Genomic DNA, 20300 nt, shown 5'->3' with positions numbered 1-20300 from the left:
ACTTACTGTGCCTTGTTAAGAGTTAAGAGAATTAATAAGTTGATTCAGTTTATTAGCTGATATGTCCCAAGAAAACCGCTTTACGTTGTCAGAACCTTTATTTATCAAACTCTCTCTCAATGCTTGGTCTTGTACAATTCTATCGAGAGCTTGAACAAATGTTGCCTCATCCCAAGGATCAAAGAAAAGTGCACTATCCTGCAATACTTCAGGCATGGAGGCTTGGTTCGATGAAACTACCGGACAAGCACAAGCTTGCGCTTCTAAAGGAGGTATACCAAACCCCTCGTAAAATGATGGAAATATAAAAGCCAAGGCTGAATTATAAAGCGCAACTAACTCGTCATCTGAAACCCGCCCCAAAAGTTCGATTCGACCAGATTTTAACAAGTCAGATGATAAGTTTGAGGTAGCAAAACTACTGTTAGTTCCACCGATTATTTTCAACTTAACATTCGAGTTTTCTGATATCTTCTCAAATGCACTAATTAATCCATGGAAATTTTTGTGATAATTATTTGACGATACCGCCATGAAAAAAGACTGTTCATCAAATGCACTTGTTTTTTTAAAGACCTCACTAGAAGCATTGTAAATAACGTGAATATCTTTTTCCGGGTAATGGTAAAAGTTCGAAATTTCTTTTTTAGAGAAATCACTTACCGTAATGAGTGCTGAACTAGTTTTCAAAACCCTGGGTATAATTATATCGTACAGTAGTCTGAATTTCAGGGAGTAGCTTTTGGGGTATTTTTTATAAGTTATATCATGCAATGTCGATATTTTATTATTATAGCGAACAGGTGATGTATTGCCTAAGTTCACCAACAATGGATTATCGTTGGATTTTAGAAAACCAGGTAGTTCAATTTGCTCCCAGTAATGTCCAGTATGGTTACCAACTACTTTAACATTTAACTGTTCAGCGACATCCTTTCTTTTTATATTATCAGGCGAAACAAAAACCAGATCGTTGCGAATCTTACTCAGCGAGATAGAGATAGACTCTGCAAAACGCTGCACACCTGTTAAATCTTGCGTTAGAAATCTAGCATTAATATAAATCATAAAAAACCTCTCACAAGCCACTCATTTCTAACATCCTACTAATCCTATTGGATGTTACTAAAAGAATCATTAAAAAATATACTTTCGTGATTCTTCATCTCTTGCTGACTGTTTTATAGCAGTAACAAATATCAGAAGTTTCGCTATCGTCAGAATAACAAATGGTCCCGACTGGAAGAAACCAACTGATACTGTCATCATCCAAATTAAATTAAAGAATATTGCGTTATAGAGAGGATTGAAAGGTAGTCTTATATTAATTAATGTTATTTTGCACAAACCATACGCCAAGAAGGCAAGAACAATAATCGTTCCAAGCGGCCCTACAGTTTTAATGAACGATACCACAGGGGTTTGTATATTCCTTTTATAATTCGCCAAACTACTCTCTTTTAAGATGGCCTTCACCTCTCCATCATCATCAGTTTCAGTCGGAGAATAGAACTGACCACCATGACCAATACCGATAATAGAAGCGGGGAAGTGACTTCCTGTATATTCCCAATAGTCCGTTATCTGACCCGATCGGGTGTTCATTGATTTACTTGTCGATAACATTGCTATTGTTGATGCTAAGAGGACGATAGATATAGCCGCAAACATAATTTTAAAGACAGCAACTCGCCCCTTCATCGCATTTACAAACGTGTCATAGAAGAAGAATAAGGCTGCCAGCATAAAAATGTACTTATATATATTTGCATACATTAAAAAACCAATACCGATAATTGCTATATATATATATATTCTTTTTAGTGGTCTTGTAAAAATAAACGAAACGGTTAGCAGTGCATACATCGTTAAGAAATTATACACATCGTCTTGGTCGATAATACTTACGTTGATACCATAACGAGACCAAACATAGTCTTTATATATCAGTGTCGATATAAATCCTGAGATCACGTTGATCAAATCAAGAATTAAGAACAAAGAAAATAACTTATAAAACCCCAGTCGCTTAAAATCACCAACAGCATTCTGAAATAAATAAGCAACAACAAAGAAATAGATGATCCCTCTGAAATATAATAGTTGATCAGTAAGCTGCCCTTTACCACCACCATAGCTATGAAGCAAGAATGCCAATGTTGAGATAGTAACGATGACTACGCCTTGGACAAGTATAAACTTAATAAAAAATGAAGTATCAATGTCCAATCGGAAGGTCAATGCGTTTCTTTGTAGTGCTTTTTTCAGCACAATCAGCATCAATGTTAGCAGAAAAATAATATCTAATGGTGCCAGAGGGCCGATCACCTTGAAGTGAAAGATGAATGTTCGAGCGATCGCCATGTTGTAGTCATGAATCGGCTTCACCATCATATTATATGATGAGTATGAACATGCAACATAAAATATCAGCAATAGCAAAAATGATTTGCTAATTTTTTCACTCTTTTTGAAGTAAAAGAGAATTAGCATCGCAATAGCTATAAAGATAAAAAAGACTATTGAGTCAATAAAAATCAACCCTGCCATATACTTCTCCAAATAACTTATACATCTTTATTATAGAATTAAATTATCAGCATTTTTACTTCTGATAGATATTAAAATAAGCCTGTGCGATCCTACGTTTATTAAAAATAGACTTTTCCGACTCACTAAAATCTCTCGGTTTTAGGCAAAAGATATTATTAATATTTGCCTTATCAAGGTCGTGTATATTAGGCAACATTCTTTCCAACTCACTTATCCCACCAACTAAGTTAGTGAGTACAATCTTTCCCGACATTGCACATTCTACGACAGCGCGTCCAAATGGTTCTTGCCATTTTATCGGAAGAACCACAAAGTCGACTTGCTCCAAAAACGTTGTTACAGGGACAAATCCGAGAACATTAATATTGGCTTGTTTCGCTCTGCCCTCAAGCTTTCTTCCAGAGTTATCTGAATTAAAGCGACCTGCTGCAATGAATTTGACTTCATCCTTTCCGCTAAACTCTTCCGCAATGTCACAGAATTTATTAAATCCTTTGTCTTCAGTTAACCGCCCTATAAATCCTACCACAACATTTTTTTCTGGCTGAGATCGATAGCATAAATCAACTTCAACTGAATTATAAATCGTTTCCTTTATTGCATTTTTAAAAAAACCATTTTGCGAATGAAAATCCCGAATGTAATCGCTAATGCCAACAAAGCTATCAATGTTCTTGCTCTGAAATCTTTTTAAAAATGACCATGCTTTAACATTCATCGAGCTGGCTTTAATATTGCTTTCTTTCACATATAGTGTTGAACCAGGATGAAAAAGATAGTAGTCACGTGCCGTGTGTACTAATTTTATTTTCCTTTTTTTTATCTCATTCCAGATAGAAACCGAGAAGCCACTTAAATTGTTCGTGTGAACAACCTCAGGGGAAAAATTAATAAGCTCATTCCGAAATAGTTTCGCCATGCCAATATTATAATTATCAATCAAATGCCAAATTAGCTTTCTTACTTTGTTTTGATTTTGATTGCTACCATATGGCCAATAAATGTTTTTTAATGGTAGATAAACCACTTTCACACCATTAATGATAGCTTCCTTTCTATTTTCCTCTTGATGTATGCATATTACTCGAACTTCATTACCCATCATCACAAGCTCTTCAGCTAAAAGCTGAACTGAAACTTCTGCGCCGCCGATTTTATACGGAGAATAAAGTGTGTTAACAATCATTATCTTCATGCGTACTATTTCGCTCATGCTTGATGCGTAATTTGAAAGGATTTGCACTATCTTTTTTTATTGACTGTCCATGCGGTAAAAAGTCAGTAAAAAAAAACAGTTGAAGTCTCAAGGCCGCATGGCCTTGAGACTTATAGAGTTATGCTTTTTCTGACGACTTATATTCGTATTGATAATAGCCATAACCACCGTAATAGCTACTGGCCCTTTTCTCTACGGCGTTTAATATAATACCTTTAATATCAATCCCGTTTTGGTCGAAACGTCTAATACTCACTTCAATTTCTTTCACAGTATTCATACCAAAGCGCGCGATCATCAACGCAGTCCCTGCATGACGTCCAACAATTGCTGCATCAGTTACTGCAAGAATAGGAGGTGTATCAACCAGAACCATATCGTAATTATCTGACGCCCATTTAAGGAATTCCCCCAAACGCTCGGACATCAACAATTCTGACGGATTCGGCGGGATCTGACCGCGTGGAATAAAGTCAAGCCCACTGATTTCCGTTTTACGAACAGCATTCTCGATAGTCGTTTGTTGTGACAATATATCTGAAAGCCCGTTCTTCCAAGTAGTATTCAGCAAACTGTGTGAATAGCCTTTTCGCATATCCGCATCAATAATGAGCACTCGCTGCCCTGCTTGGGCGATTACCGCAGCCAAGTTAGTGCTAACGAACGTTTTACCGATGTTTGGGCTAGCACCAGAGATCATCAACACATTGTTCTTTGACTCCAACATTGCGAAATGTAGGCTGGTTCTAAGACTTCTGATCGCTTCAATCGCAAGATCAGCCGGATTTCCTACCGCAAGCAGTGCTTCTGAACGAGTGTTACTTTTGATGCGTTTAGTCAGCAAGCTCTCCCTATCTTTTTTCTGTTGCCATTCAGAGAGAGGAACACTTGCATAGACATTGATTCCTTCTTGTTCCAGTTGATCTGGAGTTTCAATGCCTCTGTGCAGCATCGCCTTCATTAACACGATACCAACAGACAACAAACCGCCAATAAAGGTGGCCAAAATCACTATAAGTGTTTTTTTCGGTTTAACCGGCTTCGGTTGAGTTACTGCGGGGTCTACAATTCGTACATTGCCTACAGTACTAGCCTTAGTAATGCTTAGCTCCTGCTGCTTATTAAGCAACTGCATGAATATCTCTTGGCCAGCCTGGACATCCCGGGTCAGGCGAAGAATATCTTGCTGTGTTTTTGGCATTGCACTGACACGTTTATTTAACTTATCACGCTCTTTTTGAAGAGTCGCTCTCTTCTCCATTAATGCTTTATACGCAGGGTGTTCCTTTGTATACAACTTGGATATTTCCGCCTCTTTGAACGTCAACTCATTCAATTGAGACTCAACAGAAACTATCGTGTCCAATACAGATTTTGCCTCTAGAGATAAATCTACAGAGTCATTCATCTGACGATATTGATTTAATTTATCCTCAGCTGTATCAAGAGCACCTCGCACATCAGGCAATTGCTCTTTTAAGAAATCCAAGCTTTTCGCGGCTTCTTCAGATTTTCGTTCCACATTCTGAAGTAGGTAGTTTCGGGCAATACTATCAAGCGTTTTTCTTACAGCGACCGGATCCTCACCAATCAAGCTCAACTCCAAGACGCCTGTATCTTTTCCTTTATCTGCAACAGAAAAAGAATCCAATAAGCTATTTATTGCCACTAAAATTGGTTGCTTGACGATTTTGAATTTAGTGCCCGGAGCAGCGATCAAGTCACTGACAAGAAGCGATACTGAGCCTCTGCTTGCTTGCTGCCCAACTGTTCCTTTAAGAACTTCGGTTCCGTCAAGGCTGAGTGAATAGTGCTTATCATCAATTACTTCCAGTTCAAACGGCACACTCAACATGTCTTCTGATATATTAAAACGAGACAAAGCAATTTGAGCAGGTGCGTGTCCCATTAATCTTGCCCATCCGCGGCCAAAGATTGGAAAATACTGTTGTTCTACAACAGTTTCCAGACCAAGATCGGAAACCGTTTTGCCTAGAACCATTCGCGATTGGATAAGTTCTATTTCAGTTGACGAACCAGGCTGACTATTGGGAATCATTTGTGATAAATCGTTGAGTAACGAATTACCCGCATTTTGTTCAACCTGTACTAAAGCATCAGATTGATAGTTCGGTGTCGCAAATAAGGAATATACTATTCCTATAACAGCAAACAGTGTGGTTACACCGATAATTAACCATCTATGATCTAGTAACGTACCAAACAATCGCCCCAAGTCGATTTCTTCGCTGCTACTGTTCGTGTTGTTTGTTTTTTCAGTCATTTTAATCTCTAATTAACGATTTAATGCCTGTGCCCATTTTTGGGCAGACTCATTGAGTAGGCTATAAACGAATTCAAAAGCTTCATTGCTTTTACCGTAAGGGTCTGGCACTTCTCTTTGCCCAGCCCAATGACCAAACAACATGGTCTTTCCTCTGACCTCTGGCGATATTCGGCAAACAGCATCAATGTGTTTTTTCTCCATCACTAATAACAGAGAATATTCTCGGCACATCTCTTTAGTAATTTGCTGAGCGATATGCCCATCGAGCGAAAGGCCATTCAATTCTGCAATATGGATAGCCGAGCTATCTGCTGCTTTGCCTACCATAGCACCTAGACCCGCAGAACTGATTTTCTTTTCTGGCAAATATTGTTTCAATAGACGCTCACCTGTGGGTGAGCGGCATATATTCCCAACGCATATGACTAGTATCGAATCAAACATTATCTGTTCCCTACGGCCAATTACGGACTCGCAAAGCACCTTCAGTAAGATCATTGAAGCTCGAAATGGTTGGAGCCAACTGACCAATGAGGCGGTTCCAGCGTGCGATTGGAGCAACTGTCACATAAACAATATCATATGGCTGAAGGGGGAATTCAGATCCCATAACCATTGCTGTCGCGTCCGCCATATTTAATTGATAAATATTCGCTAATTTGTTGCCTTCCGTACCATGTAGTGGACGTATGACAAATACGCCAGTCGCGTCGGATCCTGTAGGATTTAGCCCTGCTGCGTTGCCTAATGCCTCGGTCAAAGTCATCCCACTGCGATCCATCTTAAGCGTGGCTGGTTCTCTCACTTCCCCCATGACAAATACTTTGAGATTATCATTGCGCGGAATGTAGAGAATATCACCAGGATATAAGAGATGGTTTTGCGTCAGATCTCCATTTTGCATGAGTCTCTGCAGTGAGATTCGATGTTCTTTGTTGTTATGGGTCAGAACAACATTTCGCCAATCAGCATTTTCCGTAAGCCCACCAGCAGCATTGATAGCATCTAGAACGGTCAGAGGCACGTTAGTTATCGCTTGCTGACCCGATTTTGATACTTCACCTGTTACATAAGCCTTTTGGGAACGAAAAGCGGCTATATTTACGTCAACTTGAGGACTTTCGATGTACTGTGCGAGTCGATTTGCAATTTCGGAACGAACTTGACTGGCCGTCTTGCCGACAACCCGCACTTTACCAATGTATGGGTAGAAAATGGTGCCATCCGATTGGACCCAGTTACCCGTATCACTTGCGCTGCGATATTGGCCAGCAGGTGTTGTCAGTTCAGGGTGATCCCATACGGTTACATTCAGTACATCGCCAACACCAATCCGATACTCGTAGGATCTCAGCGATGAATCAAGTAATGCATTGGACTGTGCTACAGCACTGACAGGACGCAACTTTTGCAGCAACTTGGGAGTAACCGGATAGATATTAACCATCTCATTGATATTAAAATCACTATCTTCTTGTTTTACCGTCTCTTTTCCCATCGTACTCAGATGCTGACCAGGAAAAACTGTGCAGCCACTGACCAAGCTTATCGATATCAACGCGGATATCATTTTTAAGTTTCTTTTTGCCATCGAATTATCATCACTTTCAAAGTAAAACGGTTGCCATGCTAAGTCTTAGCCAACGAATCGCTCCATATGGCACTCAGCAGAGATGTATCGACCAATAACTCAAACGAATGAAAAAGATGAGCCCATTGAGCTAACATTGAAACGGGATCTGCTAAGATAAAATGCCCTGCAGACATTATTGCACAACTGTGCGGCAAAAAAGAGAGCACGGCCAAGATACATGCCACATGCCCCCTCATTTTCATCTTTTCCCAAAATCCAAACGTTCGATAAATTTAAAATGCCAACCTCTTCGCCCACTCGCGAAATGCCTCACCCTGCGTTGGGTGACGCAGACCATGCGTAACGAAAGCGCGTAAATAGCCCATTTTCTCGCCGCAGTTGAACGACTCTCCCACTAAGACTGACGCCTCTACCGCCTGGTGCTTAAGCAATTCCGCGATCGCATCAGTCAACTGGATGCGCCCCCAAGCTCCAGGTTCGATTTTTTCCAGAATCGGCCAAATATCGGCGGAAAGCACATAGCGCCCAACAGCTGAGTGGTTTGATTTCAATTGCACATCGCTGCCTGGCTTTTCAATGATGGCAGTGATGCGCGAGGATTCGCCAGGCCGCAACTTATTGTTCTGGCACTCAACTACGGAGTAATCACGCAGAACATGCTCATCCACGGGTTGTATCAGAACCTGACTCAACCCCGTCTTCTCAAAACGAGAGATGAGATGCGGCAGATTCTCTTTTTTCAGATCGGCTTTCGCATCATCCAGCAGCACATCCGGCAGCAGCACGACGAAAGGTGAGTCACCGATTAACGGCTTAGCACAAAGCACCGCGTGCCCCAGTCCTTTAGGCTGCCCTTGCCGAATATGCATCAACGTTACACCTTTCGGCGTTATCGACTGCACCTCATCCAGCAGTTGCCGCTTCACGCGAGCCTCCAGCATCGCCTCCAACTCGAATGAGGTATCGAAATGGTTTTCAATCGCGTTCTTGGAAGAATGCGTCACCAGGATGATCTCTTTAATCCCAGCCGCTACGCATTCATTGACAATGTATTGAATCAAAGGCTTATCAACGATAGGCAACATCTCTTTCGGAATAGCTTTGGTCGCCGGCAGCATGCGCATACCCAATCCGGCAACAGGAATAACCGCTTTCAGCTTCGTCATAGTAGCCCTCCCATTCAATCTAGTGATCGCTTTCAGCCGCAGTGGCGACAGCCTGTTACTTTTCCAACGTCTGCTTCAACCAGCGGCTGAAATTTTCACCTTCTGAACTGTGACGCAGACCATACTGCACAAACGCCTTCATATAGCCAAGCTTGTCACCGCAATCATGAGACTTGCCGCTCATATGGAACGCTTCCACCGTTTGCTCATTCATCAACATCGCGATTGCATCGGTCAGTTGAATCTCATTCCCTGCGCCAGGAGGGGTTTTCTCCAACAATGGCCAGATAGCGGCGGCAAGCACATATCGCCCGACGACAGCCAGATTGGAAGGCGCATCCTCACAAGCCGGCTTCTCTACCACCGCCGTCATCGGCGCGCTTTCACCCGCAGCAATCATCGCGCCGGAGCAATCTACTACACCGTATTTGGACACATCTTGTTCCGGCACCGGTTCAACCATGATTTGGCTGTAGCCCGTATCATCAAAACGTTGGATCATTTTAGCTAGATTTTCTTTACGTAAATTCGCTGTAGAATCATCCAGTAAAACATCCGGCAACAGCACAACGAAAGGAGAATCCCCCACGATTGGCTTGGCGCATAGTATCGCATGACCTAAGCCTTTCGCCTGCCCCTGACGTACCTGCATCACAGTGACATCGGGCGGACAGATGCTTTGTATTTCGCTTAGAAGCTGACGTTTCACGCGAGCTTCGAGCACTGCTTCCAGCTCGAAAGAAGTGTCAAAATGATTTTCAATCGCGTTTTTCGATGAATGCGTGACCAATACGATATCTTTAATCCCCGCCGCTACACATTCAGCAACAATGTACTGGATTAGGGGCTTATCGACCACGGGCAACATTTCTTTAGGGATAGCCTTGGTGGCGGGCAACATACGGGTCCCCAAGCCCGCTACCGGGATCACTGCCTTGAGTCTTGTTTGCATTTTCATTCCAATCCATCGTAGCGCTGCATTCATCTGCGCAGCGTGAATAAGGGGATTTAATCAGGCACGCTACCGCCCTTGGCTTGCAGCTACCAAAGTACTGTTAACGACGTGTCCACCCACGTCATCGCATGAGACAAGTAATTTTTATGCAACACGGCACTCATTCTTCGTTTGAACTGCAATGCTGTTCACAAAAAAATAAAAAAATCGATGCCTTTATAACCAAAAAATACTAGTTACTGCCGTTATATGACTAAGATTCTTATACTAATGTCTAAGTGATACAAGCCTTAGATTCCCCCAGTCAGCCGTTTTCAGAATAAGACTACTCATGCCACATCCCGATAAGAATCATAGCTTAAGAAAATTTTTTTAATGTTTTGATTTAAATAAATTTAATAAGGCGTTTCTTTTATGAGCACACGTCATCACGGTAAATATTTACTCCCCGCCCTTACCTCCTTTGGCCACGAGGTGATGGCCGATGTTTGTAGCCATTCCCCTGCTCTCATCCACGTCCTCTCGATTAGAGTTGAATTTTGCCGCCTCAGCGCCCATCATTCCCGTACGGCATAAGCCGTAGAACTTACAGGTGAAATTGGGCGTATGGAATGGATCGCTGATCCAACAATTTGGGCCGGCCTGGCCACATTGGTCGTGCTGGAAATCGTTCTGGGTATAGACAACCTTGTCTTCATCGCCATTCTGGCGGATAAACTACCAAAACAACAAAGAGATAAGGCTCGTGTCGTCGGTCTGTTGCTGGCGCTGGTGATGCGTCTGGCGTTGCTCGCCTCCATCTCGTGGCTGGCGACGCTGACCAAACCGATGTTCATCGTCGCAGAACACCCCTTCAGCGGCCGCGATCTGATCATGCTGGTAGGCGGGATATTCCTGCTGTTCAAAGCCACCATGGAGCTGAACGAGCGGCTGGAGGGCAAGGATGAAGAACAGCATGGCACACGCAAAGGCGCGCGCTTCTGGCCGGTGGTGGCGCAGATCGTGGTGCTGGATGCCGTCTTCTCGCTCGACTCGGTGATCACCGCGGTCGGCATGGTCGACCACCTGGCGGTGATGATGATCGCGGTCTGTATCGCCATCGGCCTGATGCTGCTGGCCAGCAAACCGCTGACGCGCTTCGTCAACGCTCACCCGACTATCGTCATTCTGTGCCTGAGCTTCCTGCTGATGATCGGTTTCAGCCTGGTGGCGGAAGGCTTCGGCTACCACATTCCGAAAGGCTATCTCTACGCGGCGATCGGCTTCTCGGTGATGATCGAAGCATTGAACCAACTGGCGCAGTTCAACCGCCGTCGTTTCCTGTCGAAGGTGCGGCCGCTGCGCGAGCGTACCGCCGAGGCGGTGCTGCGCATGCTGAGCGGCAAACATGAAGAAGCCGAGGTCGACAGTCATTCCGCCAATCTGCTGGCCGACAGCGACAGCGAAAACGGCGAGATCTTCAATCAGCAAGAGCGGCGCATGATCGAACGCGTGCTGGGTATGGCGCAGCGCACGGTCAGCAGCATCATGACCTCGCGTCACGACGTCGAATACCTTGAGCTGAACGATCCGCAGGAGAAGCTGACGCAATTGCTGGAGCGCAATCAACACACGCGCATCGTGGTGGTAGAAAGCAGCGCCAGCGATGAGCCGTTGGGCGTTATCCACACTATCGACGTCCTCAAACAGCAGCTGGCGCAGGCGCCGCTGGATCTGCGCGCGCTGATACGCCAACCGTTGATCTTCCCGGAACAGCTCACGCTGTTGAGCGCCCTTGAGCAATTCCGCCAGGCACAGACGCACTTTGCCTTTGTGGTCGATGAGTTCGGTTCCGTCGAAGGCATCGTCACCCTGACGGACGTGATGGAAACCATCGCCGGCAACTTACCGGAGGCCGGCGAAGAGGTGGATGCACGCCACGACATTCAGCAAAACGAGGACGGCAGCTGGATCGCCAACGGCTATATGCCGCTGGAAGATCTGGTGTTGTACCTGCCGATGCCGCTGGAAGAAAAGCGCGAATACCACACGCTGGCGGGGCTGCTGATGGAACACAGCCAGCGCGTGCCGCAAGAAGGCGAACAAATCACGATCGGTGACTACCTGTTCGAGCCGTTGGAGGTCAACAGCCACCGTATCCTGAAAGTGAAAATCACCCCGCCTCCCCCACCGGAGGACTACGAGGTTTAACATTGAGGCCGGGCATTGCCCGGCCTTGGTTTTACTGGGGAACCAGCAACTCCGTCGCCACGATCACCACCACCAGCCCGACAATCACCGGCACCGAAGTGCGCTTCACCACGTCGAACGGTGAGATTTTCGCCATGCCGGAGACCGCCACCACCACGCCGGAGACCGGCGACAGCGTGCGGCCGAGGTTAGACGCCTGCAGCATCGGGATCACCAGATAAGCCGGGTTAACGCCCATTTGCGCCGCCAGTTTCGGGATCAGTTCGACAAACGCATAGAACGGCGCATTGCCGGAGCCGGTGGTCATGGCCGCCAGCATGGTGATCACCACCAGCACCAACATCATGATCAAACCGCCGGTGCCGAACGACTGCGCCAGCCCGATCAACCCGCTGATAAAGCCGACGGTGCTCAACCCTTGCGCGAAGACCCCGGCGGCCACCAACAGCATGACCACGCTGGCGAATGCGTCCGCCATGCCGCGATAAGCCACTTCCAGGCCGCTGAATACCTGTTTCGCGCTGAAACTGCGCACGAACTCAATCAATGCCGCCAACAGTATGCAACCCACCAACACGGTAATGATGTGCAGCTCCGGTCCCCATTTGCCGTCGAAAATCAGCACGCCGAGGATCGGTGTAAACGGCAATATCGCGTAAAATCCCGGCGCATGGGTTTTGATTTCGCTGACGTCCATGATGTGATGCTGTTCATTGCTCTTTCTGTCGAGATAACGCTGCCAGAAAAAATGCGCCACAGCCATGCAGACAATGGCGGCAATCGAGATAGGCAGCGTGGTTTTGAACGCGAAGTCCACCAGCGGCATCTCCGCCGCTTTGGCCGCCAGCACCACGTCGCCGGAGGTCGGTGCCAGAATAATCGCCGCCGGCGAAGCGCAAATGGCAGCCGCCGCGCCGCGGCTGATGCCCACGTTCACCATCAACGGGAACAGCGTCGCCATCAGCAGCACGCCGAGGCCAGTGGCGGAAGAGACCGCCAGCGACATCAGGCAAGCGACAAAATACGCCGCCACCATCAGCAGATAAGGCGAATTGATCATCTGCAACGGGCGTGAGGCCAGCTTGACCACCACGTCGTTGGCGCCGATATGCGTCATGTAGGCGGCAAAGCCGCACAGCATCATGATCATCATGCCGAGATCGCCGCCGCGGCTCATCAGCAAAATCTTGACGTATTCGATCATGTCGGTCGCGCGCCAGCCGGTTGAGGCGGCGCCGGACGGCAACAGCGTTTTCCCCATCAGGGCGCTGATGCCGAGCAGCAGCAGCCCTCCCACCAACAAGACGCCGGTAGCGGAATATCCCTTGATAATATAACGGCCCACGCCCGCCGCGACTGCGGCGCCAATAAGGAGCTCTATCATGTTTCCTCAATCTGTTTTTTCATCATGTTGTAGAAGTCTGCCATGAACGCAGAATTTGTGATTGACTCTGCCTAAACATCGCACGAAAGGACATGACATTCATCAAGCTACGGTAGGAAATGACTCAAGGGGACAAAAAATTGTAGCGTTCACTATCTTGCCCGATGGGCAAGATAGTTTTTTTCTGCACGCAGACAACCTTATCCAGAAATGCGATGTTATGTCAGCGCGGAGGAGATCTGACGCTCTTTGCTTGCTGTCAGGCGTTTACCTAAAGCAATAAAAGGTTTTTCAATGATTGTATATGTCATGTATGACAGAACGACTGAAATGATTACGGTTGCACCTGGAACAACGACGTAGCTCAGCCAACCTTCGATCCCGAGTTGCTTTGCCTCATAAAGGACTAAATACAAAACAATCATATGAATCATATATACAGAGTAAGAGATCCGGCCCAAGAACAGAATGGGTTTACTATCAAGAACTCGAGTAAATATGGAGGCAGAGAAATACTGCTGTTTAGAAATCGCCACGTTAAAGGCAACAAGCCAAATAACGACTGGAATCGCATCTTTTTTTAACATCAACATCGCGATAATCGATGCAGTGACAAAAATGGCACGGCTTTTCCCTTTAGATAAACCGGGTTGGATATCCCGATAATAAAAGAATGAGATAAAACCGATGCAGAAGGCCAACAAGTTATTACCCAAATAGCCACCAGACAATATAAAGCCACCGGCAATCAAGATGACAAATATAGCGACCAATGCAACCAGATTCTTCTTCTCTTGCATGCCATTTATCAAAATAAAAAGCAATGGTGCGATAAGGTAAAATTGCCACTCAACCGAGACGCTCCAGGCTTGCCCGATGATAGTGTATGGCGCATCCTGTAAGACAGAACCGGGAATCAGCCCCTGAAGCAGCGAGTAGTGGGCAAGGCTATGCCATACGGGTTGCTGCAGAAACGCATCAATGAGTTCAAGGCGATGCGCCGTTGAAGGGGATACAGGAGAGCTGATTAGGACGCTTTGGGAAAAATTGATTAATAAGATAGAGGCCGTCAACGCAAAAATATATACGGGGAATATTCTAAAGAAGCGCTGAGCTAAATAAACGCCGTAGCTTTGCCTTTTATTATTAATCATAAAAAAGATAACAAAGCCACTTAGAATAATAAAAACATCCACGGCGTATGAATTTAGTATGGCCGGAGGCATTTTGCGTGAAATGAGAGGCAAGGCAGCCAACGCATGCCCCAATACAACCCACAAGGCCATGCAGCCTCGCAACCCCTCCAGTTCTTTAATATAGCGCATATAACCTACACAAATGAGAGTTGATAATATTCAATATTATATCGACATAAATAAATTAACAATAACACCATTAAAAATAAGAATTAGCCTAGTTACCAGCACCCATTCATCAAGAGAAACTTCCCCTGAGGAATCGTCGCCAGCCAGTAGCAATGGAAATCTACTGCATCATTATTAAGGTTTGACATCAAACAGCCTAATAGATTAAAAATATCGCTAGGCTTTGATGCCTACTGCTGGTAAGCAAACTGAGGTATTCAGTGGACAGGGCCCTTACGGTTATAACCTCAAGGACCCTTACCACCACCCCGAAAAATAATTTAGGCTTACAATAAAGAAGATAAAAGCCCATTATCGGTTATATTACAGCTTGTCGAGCAGCTTCTTCAGATCCTGACCTTCGCGCGAATCTTTGTTCTTTTCAGCCCATTTGTTCAGCGCATCTTTAGCCCGATCCTGCAGCGTTTTACGCAACACCTGATCGACCTGCAGTTGATAGTTGAGCTGTTGCCACGGCCCATAGACCCGCAGCGGGATCGGCGTTTTTTGCAGTTGCTCGATCAGCTCGCCGCGCCCTTGCCATCCGCCGGTGACGCGCACGTTAAGCGCCATATCGCACTGTTTGCCCGGCATATCGATGCTGCCGGCGCCGGTCAGCGCCAGCAAAGGAGAATCCGCCGTCAGACCGCTGAGCTTGATCGTGCCCTGATTCAGACTGGCCTGCGCCGAGACGTTTTTGACCTCGGTATAACGCTGATAGCTGTCTTGCCCGCGCACGCTGTTATCGTTGCGCGCCACAGCCTGCTGGATCAGCTGCTGAATGTTCAGGCCATGCAGCTGCGCATCCTGCATCGCCAGCTGCGCCGTACCGCGCCAGCGGCGCTCAAATGACTGTGAAGAGAGGCGATCGCCGGTCAAATCCCCTTTCATGCTGAATTTGCCGGTCAACATCTGCGGCATGTCGAAGGCTTTGAGCACCGTGCCCAGTTCAACCTGGTTCAGCGCCGGCTGCACGCTGATCACCGGTTTATTGCCGCGCGCGTCCAGCGAGCCCGGCAAGGAGAAATCACCGCCGGCCAATTGTCCGGCGAGTTTATGCAGCGTCAGCAGTCCGCGTTGGTTGTCCGCCACGACGGCCAACTGAGTGACGTTCATACCGCGATAGGTCAACTGCGCGGCCTGCAGATTCAACTGCGCATTGAAATCGCGCAGCGCCTCTAAATTCTGCTGCCGATCGTCAACCTGGCTGGCGATCACCGGCGCGGAAGTCACAGCGGGTTGTTCGGCGGTATTGGTGCTGGATTGCCAGCCGGAGAGCGCATCGAGATCGAGGTTAGCCGAATTGAGGTTCACCACATAGCCGGGCACCGCCCCCAGCGTGGCGCTGATATCGCCGGTCAATTGGCTGTTATTGGCACTGACGCTCAGCTGGCTGACGGCAATCTGCGCCGGCGTCTGCTGATAGACCACCTGCGCATTGCCCTCTCCCTGAATACCGCCGTTCGGAATATCAGCACCCGCCAGTTGATAATTGAACTGGGTGACTTTGGCGCCAATCTGGCGAGGGAACTGCTGCAAGTCGACATCGGCCGCCATGCTGAAAGTCAGGTCGCGCTGATCGCGATTGACCCGGCTGGAAAGTTCCAGCTGCGCCTGTCGCGTCTGCGTTTGTTGCAGGGTGAGATTGATATCCCGGACATTAATTTGCTCATTGTCGGCGCGCTGCCAAATCAGCAGACTGTCCACGACCCGCAGATTATCGATATCGAACTTCCAGGCTGCATCTGCCGCGTCTGTGCCAGTGCCGGCCGGCGCGATCGGGGCATCCATCTGCGAATGCTCTTCGCTATCGGGCGTGAGGAGAATGACGGCGTTTTTCAGCATCACCTGTTTCACAAACAGCTGATGCGACAGCAGAGGCAACAGTTTGACATCGAGGCGCATATTTTCCGCGCTCACTACCGGCGCTTTCGCGCCCGGCGCGGTCAGCGTCATGCGCCCGGCCAAAATGCTGAGCTGCGGCCAGATATGCCAGCGCAGGTCGCCTTCGAGCGTCAGCTGATAGCCGCTCTTCTGCTCGACCTTTTTGACCATGTAACCGCGAAAATCATTCGGATTGACCAGCAGTACCAGCGCGGACATCCCCGCCACCACAACCACCAGTAAAATCGCCAATGTCGTCAGTAATCTTCTCATGCCACCCTCTTGTCAGCGCCACACCGACGGTGCATCCCGCGCCGTTAGTCCTTGTCGATTCGACTGGCTACTGCGCCCTGCTGATCGCGATATTTTGCGTCCTGCCGGCTGTTGTATGGCCGGGCCGCCGGGCCGGACAACGGTTCAAAGCTCAAGGCCCCGATCAGCATGCCCGGCCGCAGCGCCAGCGGCAGCTTGCCGGAGTTGTAAAATTCCAGCACGATGCGTCCGTGCCAGCCCGGATCGATACGGTGCGCAGTGACGTGCACCATCAACCCGAGGCGCGCCAGAGAAGAACGGCCATCGAGCCAACCCACCAGATCGTCCGGCAGCGTCACGGATTCGAACGTCACCGCCAGGGCCAGCTCGCCGGGATGAAGGAAAAACGCCTCGCCTTCCGGCAGGACAATCTCGTCGCTCATCACGCGATCCAACGCAGCGCTGACTTCGTCTTTCGGCCCGCTCAGATCGATAAAAGGCGCGGTATGGCCGCTGAATACGCGGAACTGGTTGCCCAAACGGACATCTACTGTGGCCCCGTTGATGCGTTCGAGCGGCGGACGCGGGGAAATCACCAGTTTCTCGCTATCCAGCCAGGCTTCTATATCGCGGTCGCACAGTCTCATGTCTCTCTTCTCCATCAAAACGCGTAACTAAACAAAAATTGCCACACAACGGGCGAAAGGTCTACGCCGGGGTGCAAATAGTTGGCCGCCGGCCGGAAATACACATTCCCGGCCATTAAACGGCATTATTCAAAGAATTGGCTGATTTTGGCTTTCAGAATATCGATCGCGATGCGGTTTTTGCCGCCGCGCGGGACGATGATATCGGCGTATTGTTTGGAAGGTTCGATAAACTGCAGGAACATCGGGCGCACGGTCTTCTGGTATTGCGCCATCACCGAATCCATCGAGCGGCCGCGCTCGTTGACATCGCGCTTCATGCGGCGCATCAAGCAGATATCCAGCGGCGTGTCGACGAAGATCGAGAAATTCATCTCCTGGCGCAAGCGGATATCCGTCAGCAGCAAGATCCCTTCCAGAATAATGACTTTTTTAGGTTTCAGGTGGACGGTTTCTTTCTTGCGCGTGTGCTCGGTGTAGCTGTACAGCGGCAGTTCGATCGCTTTGCCGGCCTTCAGCATCTGCAAATGCTGGAACAGCAGGTTGTGATCCATGGCGCTCGGGTGGTCATAGTTGGTTTTGACCCGTTCTTCCATGGTCAGGTGACTCTGGTCTTTATAGTAACTGTCTTCTGGAATAACGCCGATGTGCTCATCGCCGACCTGCTCGCGGAGTTCGCGGTACAACGTGCTGGCAATAAGGCTTTTTCCGGAGGCAGATGCGCCAGCTATACCAATAATGACGCACTGATGCGGATTGTCAGTCATAAAATTAAAGACCTGATTTCGTAATGTGAAGGGAGGGAACTAAAACGCGACAATTATAGGGAGTCGTCGGGGTTTGCGCCACTGTATATTGCGCGACGGCGGGCGAATTCAGGCTATCGCGCCGTACCGGCGATATGACATTTTAAGAATCTCACGGCTAGGGCAATGCCCCGCAACAGGTTACACTCCTGCGCTGACTTAGGGACCCCGTAGTCTTTCATCGGAGAGTGATGTGCTGGATTGGTATTTTTTGACTTTTTTCGGCGACAGTATGCTGCTGCTGCCCTGCGCGCTGATTCTGTTTTTGTTGCTGATCGTGTTTCCCGCCACTCGCGCGGCAGGCTGGCAATGGGCGCTGATCTTCGGTTTCACCGGCGGGCTGGTCTGCCTGTCCAAGTTGGCCTTTATGGGCTGGGGCATTGGTAGCGCAAGTTATGACTTCACCGGATTCAGCGGCCATTCGGCCCTCGCCGCGAGCATCTGGCCGCCGCTGCTTTGGGCTTTAACCGGTCGATTTTCCCATCCAGTGCGCAGCATCGCGTTGTTGACCGGGTGGATATTGCCTTTCACCATCGGCGTGTCGCGCCTGGAAATCCGCGTGCATTCGGTATCCGAGGTGATCAGCGGGCTGATTTTAGGCTACCTGGCCAGCGCACTGTTTTTATGGTTGCAGCGAGGGAAAGCGCGACCACAGCTTGCCTGGTCGCATTTGGCCATTGCGCTGGCCTTGCCGTTGGCGCTGATGGGGCAGCGGCAGCCGGCCCCCACCCAGGGATTGCTGGAACATATCGCCAAAACGCTGGCGCAGATCGAACGCCCTTATATCCGTGCCGACCTGCACAAGCCTACCCGTACCCCATAAAAAAACCCGGCGTTAAGCCGGGTTCTTTCACTGCCGCAAACAGATTACAGCGCGCGGAACGCAATCTCCGTCGGGATCGCTTCACCCTGCCAATACATCTGCGCGGCCACGCGGCCGGCGAGCTGGCGATACCTCTCGGCGAATTCGCTCTCCGGGCGGCTGATCACCGTCGGCGTACCGCGATCCAGATCTTCACGCAGCGAGATATGCAGCGGCATCTGCCCCAGCAGACGGCTGTTATATTTCTGCACCAGCTTCTCGGCGCCGCCGGTACCGAAGATCGGCTCATGGTGGCCGCAGTTGCTGCAGATATGCACGCTCATGTTCTCGACAATGCCCAATACCGGCACATGCACTTTCTCGAACATTACGATGCCTTTGGCGGCATCCAGCAAGGCGATATCCTGCGGCGTGGTGACCACCAGCGCGCCGGTAACCGGAATGTTCTGCGACAGCGTCAGTTGGATGTCACCGGTGCCCGGCGGCATGTCCAGCACCAGGTAATCCAGATCCGGCCACAGCGTATCCTGCAGCAGCTGCATCAGCGCCTTGCTGGCCATCGGGCCGCGCCACACCATGGCGTTGTCGTCGGTCACCAGATAACCGATGGAGTTGGTCGCCAGCCCGTGCGCCATGATCGGCGCCATATGCTGACCGTCCGGCGAGGTCGGCCGCTCGTGTTCGGTGCCCAGCATGTTGGGGATCGACGGGCCGTAAATGTCGGCGTCCAGAATGCCGACCTTGGCCCCTTCGGCGGCCAGCGCCAGCGCCAGGTTGACGGCGGTGCTGGATTTCCCCACTCCGCCTTTGCCGGAGCTGACGGCGATGATGTTGCGCACGCCTTTGATCCCGGCCTGCGCGTTGGCGCGCTTCAGCGTCGTGATATCGTGTTTCAGCTTCCAATCGATGGCGCCGGCGCCGGTCACGCGCAGCAGTTCAGGGCCGACGCTCGCCTGCAGCGCTTCAAAGCCGCTCTGCCAGGCAAAGGGCATCGTCAGTTCGATATGCAGTACATCGTCCAGCAACGCGCAGTGATGGATAGCCTTCAATGCGGTCAGGTTGTTTTTCAACGTCGGGTGTTCAAAGGCGGCCAGTACACCGGTCACCAGGGCGCGCAGAACTTCGGGGTTGGTCTGCTCAGGGGATTTTGCGTTCATCCCGGCTCCTTGATTTTGAATG

16 protein-coding genes are annotated in these 20300 nt (G+C 48.7%); 2 read left to right on the top strand and 14 right to left on the bottom strand.

The window, feature by feature from the left end:
* Nucleotides 1–15: 15 nt before the first annotated feature.
* The 8 genes from HWW83_RS01700 to galU form a co-directional block, all read right to left on the bottom strand.
* Nucleotides 16–1068, bottom strand: a complete 1053-nt coding sequence (locus HWW83_RS01700) for a glycosyltransferase family 4 protein (RefSeq protein WP_072022479.1) — start codon at nucleotides 1066–1068, stop codon at nucleotides 16–18.
* Between the two features lie 69 nt (nucleotides 1069–1137).
* Entirely contained in the window at nucleotides 1138–2550 is a 1413-nt protein-coding gene (locus HWW83_RS01695) for a hypothetical protein (RefSeq protein ID WP_047572118.1), read from the bottom strand.
* A gap of 55 nt (nucleotides 2551–2605) precedes the next feature.
* Nucleotides 2606–3766 carry a glycosyltransferase family 4 protein gene (locus tag HWW83_RS01690; protein ID WP_226772984.1) on the bottom strand — a complete coding sequence of 387 codons (1161 nt, stop codon included), beginning with the start codon at nucleotides 3764–3766 and terminating at the stop codon, nucleotides 2606–2608.
* 121 nt (nucleotides 3767–3887) lie between these two features.
* Nucleotides 3888–6053: a tyrosine-protein kinase Wzc gene (gene wzc / locus HWW83_RS01685; protein WP_047572122.1), complete on the bottom strand. Its 2166-nt coding sequence runs from the start codon at nucleotides 6051–6053 to the stop codon at nucleotides 3888–3890.
* Nucleotides 6054–6065: 12 nt separating this feature from the next.
* On the bottom strand, nucleotides 6066–6500 hold the full coding sequence (locus HWW83_RS01680; protein ID WP_072022480.1) for an arsenate reductase/protein-tyrosine-phosphatase family protein: 435 nt from the start codon (nucleotides 6498–6500) through the stop codon (nucleotides 6066–6068).
* A gap of 10 nt (nucleotides 6501–6510) precedes the next feature.
* Entirely contained in the window at nucleotides 6511–7647 is a 1137-nt protein-coding gene (locus HWW83_RS01675) for a polysaccharide export protein (RefSeq protein ID WP_072022481.1), read from the bottom strand.
* 275 nt (nucleotides 7648–7922) lie between these two features.
* Nucleotides 7923–8816: a sugar phosphate nucleotidyltransferase gene (locus HWW83_RS01670; RefSeq protein WP_176588944.1), complete on the bottom strand. Its 894-nt coding sequence runs from the start codon at nucleotides 8814–8816 to the stop codon at nucleotides 7923–7925.
* Between the two features lie 55 nt (nucleotides 8817–8871).
* Nucleotides 8872–9768, bottom strand: a complete 897-nt coding sequence (gene galU / locus HWW83_RS01665) for a UTP--glucose-1-phosphate uridylyltransferase GalU (protein ID WP_047575284.1) — start codon at nucleotides 9766–9768, stop codon at nucleotides 8872–8874.
* Nucleotides 9769–10377: 609 nt separating this feature from the next.
* Here galU and HWW83_RS01660 point away from each other — a divergent pair.
* Nucleotides 10378–11961 (top strand): TerC family protein, encoded by a 1584-nt coding sequence (locus HWW83_RS01660; protein ID WP_046686711.1) that lies wholly within the window; start codon nucleotides 10378–10380, stop codon nucleotides 11959–11961.
* A 31-nt stretch (nucleotides 11962–11992) separates the two neighbouring features.
* Here HWW83_RS01660 and dcuC read toward each other — a convergent pair whose 3' ends face one another.
* The 5 genes from dcuC to udk all read right to left on the bottom strand — a co-directional run bounded on the left by dcuC (nucleotide 11993) and on the right by udk (nucleotide 18259).
* Entirely contained in the window at nucleotides 11993–13345 is a 1353-nt protein-coding gene (dcuC, locus tag HWW83_RS01655; protein ID WP_033642456.1) for an anaerobic C4-dicarboxylate transporter DcuC, read from the bottom strand.
* Between the two features lie 218 nt (nucleotides 13346–13563).
* The gene (locus tag HWW83_RS01650) at nucleotides 13564–14670 is read right to left on the bottom strand and encodes an acyltransferase family protein (protein WP_047572126.1); all 1107 of its coding nucleotides are present in this window, start codon (nucleotides 14668–14670) and stop codon (nucleotides 13564–13566) included.
* Between the two features lie 363 nt (nucleotides 14671–15033).
* Nucleotides 15034–16866, bottom strand: coding sequence for an outer membrane assembly protein AsmA (gene asmA / locus HWW83_RS01645; protein ID WP_046686709.1), 1833 nt, complete (start codon nucleotides 16864–16866; stop codon nucleotides 15034–15036).
* A gap of 44 nt (nucleotides 16867–16910) precedes the next feature.
* Nucleotides 16911–17492: a dCTP deaminase gene (gene dcd, locus HWW83_RS01640; RefSeq protein ID WP_019454407.1), complete on the bottom strand. Its 582-nt coding sequence runs from the start codon at nucleotides 17490–17492 to the stop codon at nucleotides 16911–16913.
* 125 nt (nucleotides 17493–17617) lie between these two features.
* A complete protein-coding gene (udk, locus tag HWW83_RS01635) occupies nucleotides 17618–18259 on the bottom strand; it encodes a uridine kinase (protein WP_033642454.1) in 642 nt (213 codons plus the stop codon).
* A 232-nt stretch (nucleotides 18260–18491) separates the two neighbouring features.
* Here udk and HWW83_RS01630 point away from each other — a divergent pair, with 232 nt between their 5' ends.
* A complete protein-coding gene (locus HWW83_RS01630) occupies nucleotides 18492–19121 on the top strand; it encodes a phosphatase PAP2 family protein (protein WP_033642453.1) in 630 nt (209 codons plus the stop codon).
* Between the two features lie 44 nt (nucleotides 19122–19165).
* On the opposite strand, the gene apbC is transcribed toward HWW83_RS01630, so the two are convergent.
* Entirely contained in the window at nucleotides 19166–20278 is a 1113-nt protein-coding gene (gene apbC / locus HWW83_RS01625) for an iron-sulfur cluster carrier protein ApbC (protein ID WP_069100909.1), read from the bottom strand.
* Nucleotides 20279–20300: the final 22 nt, after the last annotated feature.

Origin of the sequence: Serratia ureilytica (genome assembly GCF_013375155.1) — a bacterium.
Classification (GTDB): Bacteria; Pseudomonadota; Gammaproteobacteria; order Enterobacterales; family Enterobacteriaceae; genus Serratia; species Serratia ureilytica.
Note: the sequence above shows the minus strand (reverse complement) of the source record. Positions and strands in the feature narration are given on the sequence as shown.

Coding starts and splice junctions, on each gene's coding strand:
- HWW83_RS01700 (WP_072022479.1), bottom strand. CDS start 1,068: ATGATTTATATTAATGCTAGATTTCTAACGCAAGATTTAACAGGTGTG.
- HWW83_RS01695 (WP_047572118.1), bottom strand. CDS start 2,550: ATGGCAGGGTTGATTTTTATTGACTCAATAGTCTTTTTTATCTTTATA.
- HWW83_RS01690 (WP_226772984.1), bottom strand. CDS start 3,766: ATGAGCGAAATAGTACGCATGAAGATAATGATTGTTAACACACTTTAT.
- wzc (WP_047572122.1), bottom strand. CDS start 6,053: ATGACTGAAAAAACAAACAACACGAACAGTAGCAGCGAAGAAATCGAC.
- HWW83_RS01680 (WP_072022480.1), bottom strand. CDS start 6,500: ATGTTTGATTCGATACTAGTCATATGCGTTGGGAATATATGCCGCTCA.
- HWW83_RS01675 (WP_072022481.1), bottom strand. CDS start 7,647: ATGGCAAAAAGAAACTTAAAAATGATATCCGCGTTGATATCGATAAGC.
- HWW83_RS01670 (WP_176588944.1), bottom strand. CDS start 8,816: ATGACGAAGCTGAAAGCGGTTATTCCTGTTGCCGGATTGGGTATGCGC.
- galU (WP_047575284.1), bottom strand. CDS start 9,768: ATGCAAACAAGACTCAAGGCAGTGATCCCGGTAGCGGGCTTGGGGACC.
- HWW83_RS01660 (WP_046686711.1), top strand. CDS start 10,378: ATGGAATGGATCGCTGATCCAACAATTTGGGCCGGCCTGGCCACATTG.
- dcuC (WP_033642456.1), bottom strand. CDS start 13,345: ATGATAGAGCTCCTTATTGGCGCCGCAGTCGCGGCGGGCGTGGGCCGT.
- HWW83_RS01650 (WP_047572126.1), bottom strand. CDS start 14,670: ATGCGCTATATTAAAGAACTGGAGGGGTTGCGAGGCTGCATGGCCTTG.
- asmA (WP_046686709.1), bottom strand. CDS start 16,866: ATGAGAAGATTACTGACGACATTGGCGATTTTACTGGTGGTTGTGGTG.
- dcd (WP_019454407.1), bottom strand. CDS start 17,492: ATGAGACTGTGCGACCGCGATATAGAAGCCTGGCTGGATAGCGAGAAA.
- udk (WP_033642454.1), bottom strand. CDS start 18,259: ATGACTGACAATCCGCATCAGTGCGTCATTATTGGTATAGCTGGCGCA.
- apbC (WP_069100909.1), bottom strand. CDS start 20,278: ATGAACGCAAAATCCCCTGAGCAGACCAACCCCGAAGTTCTGCGCGCC.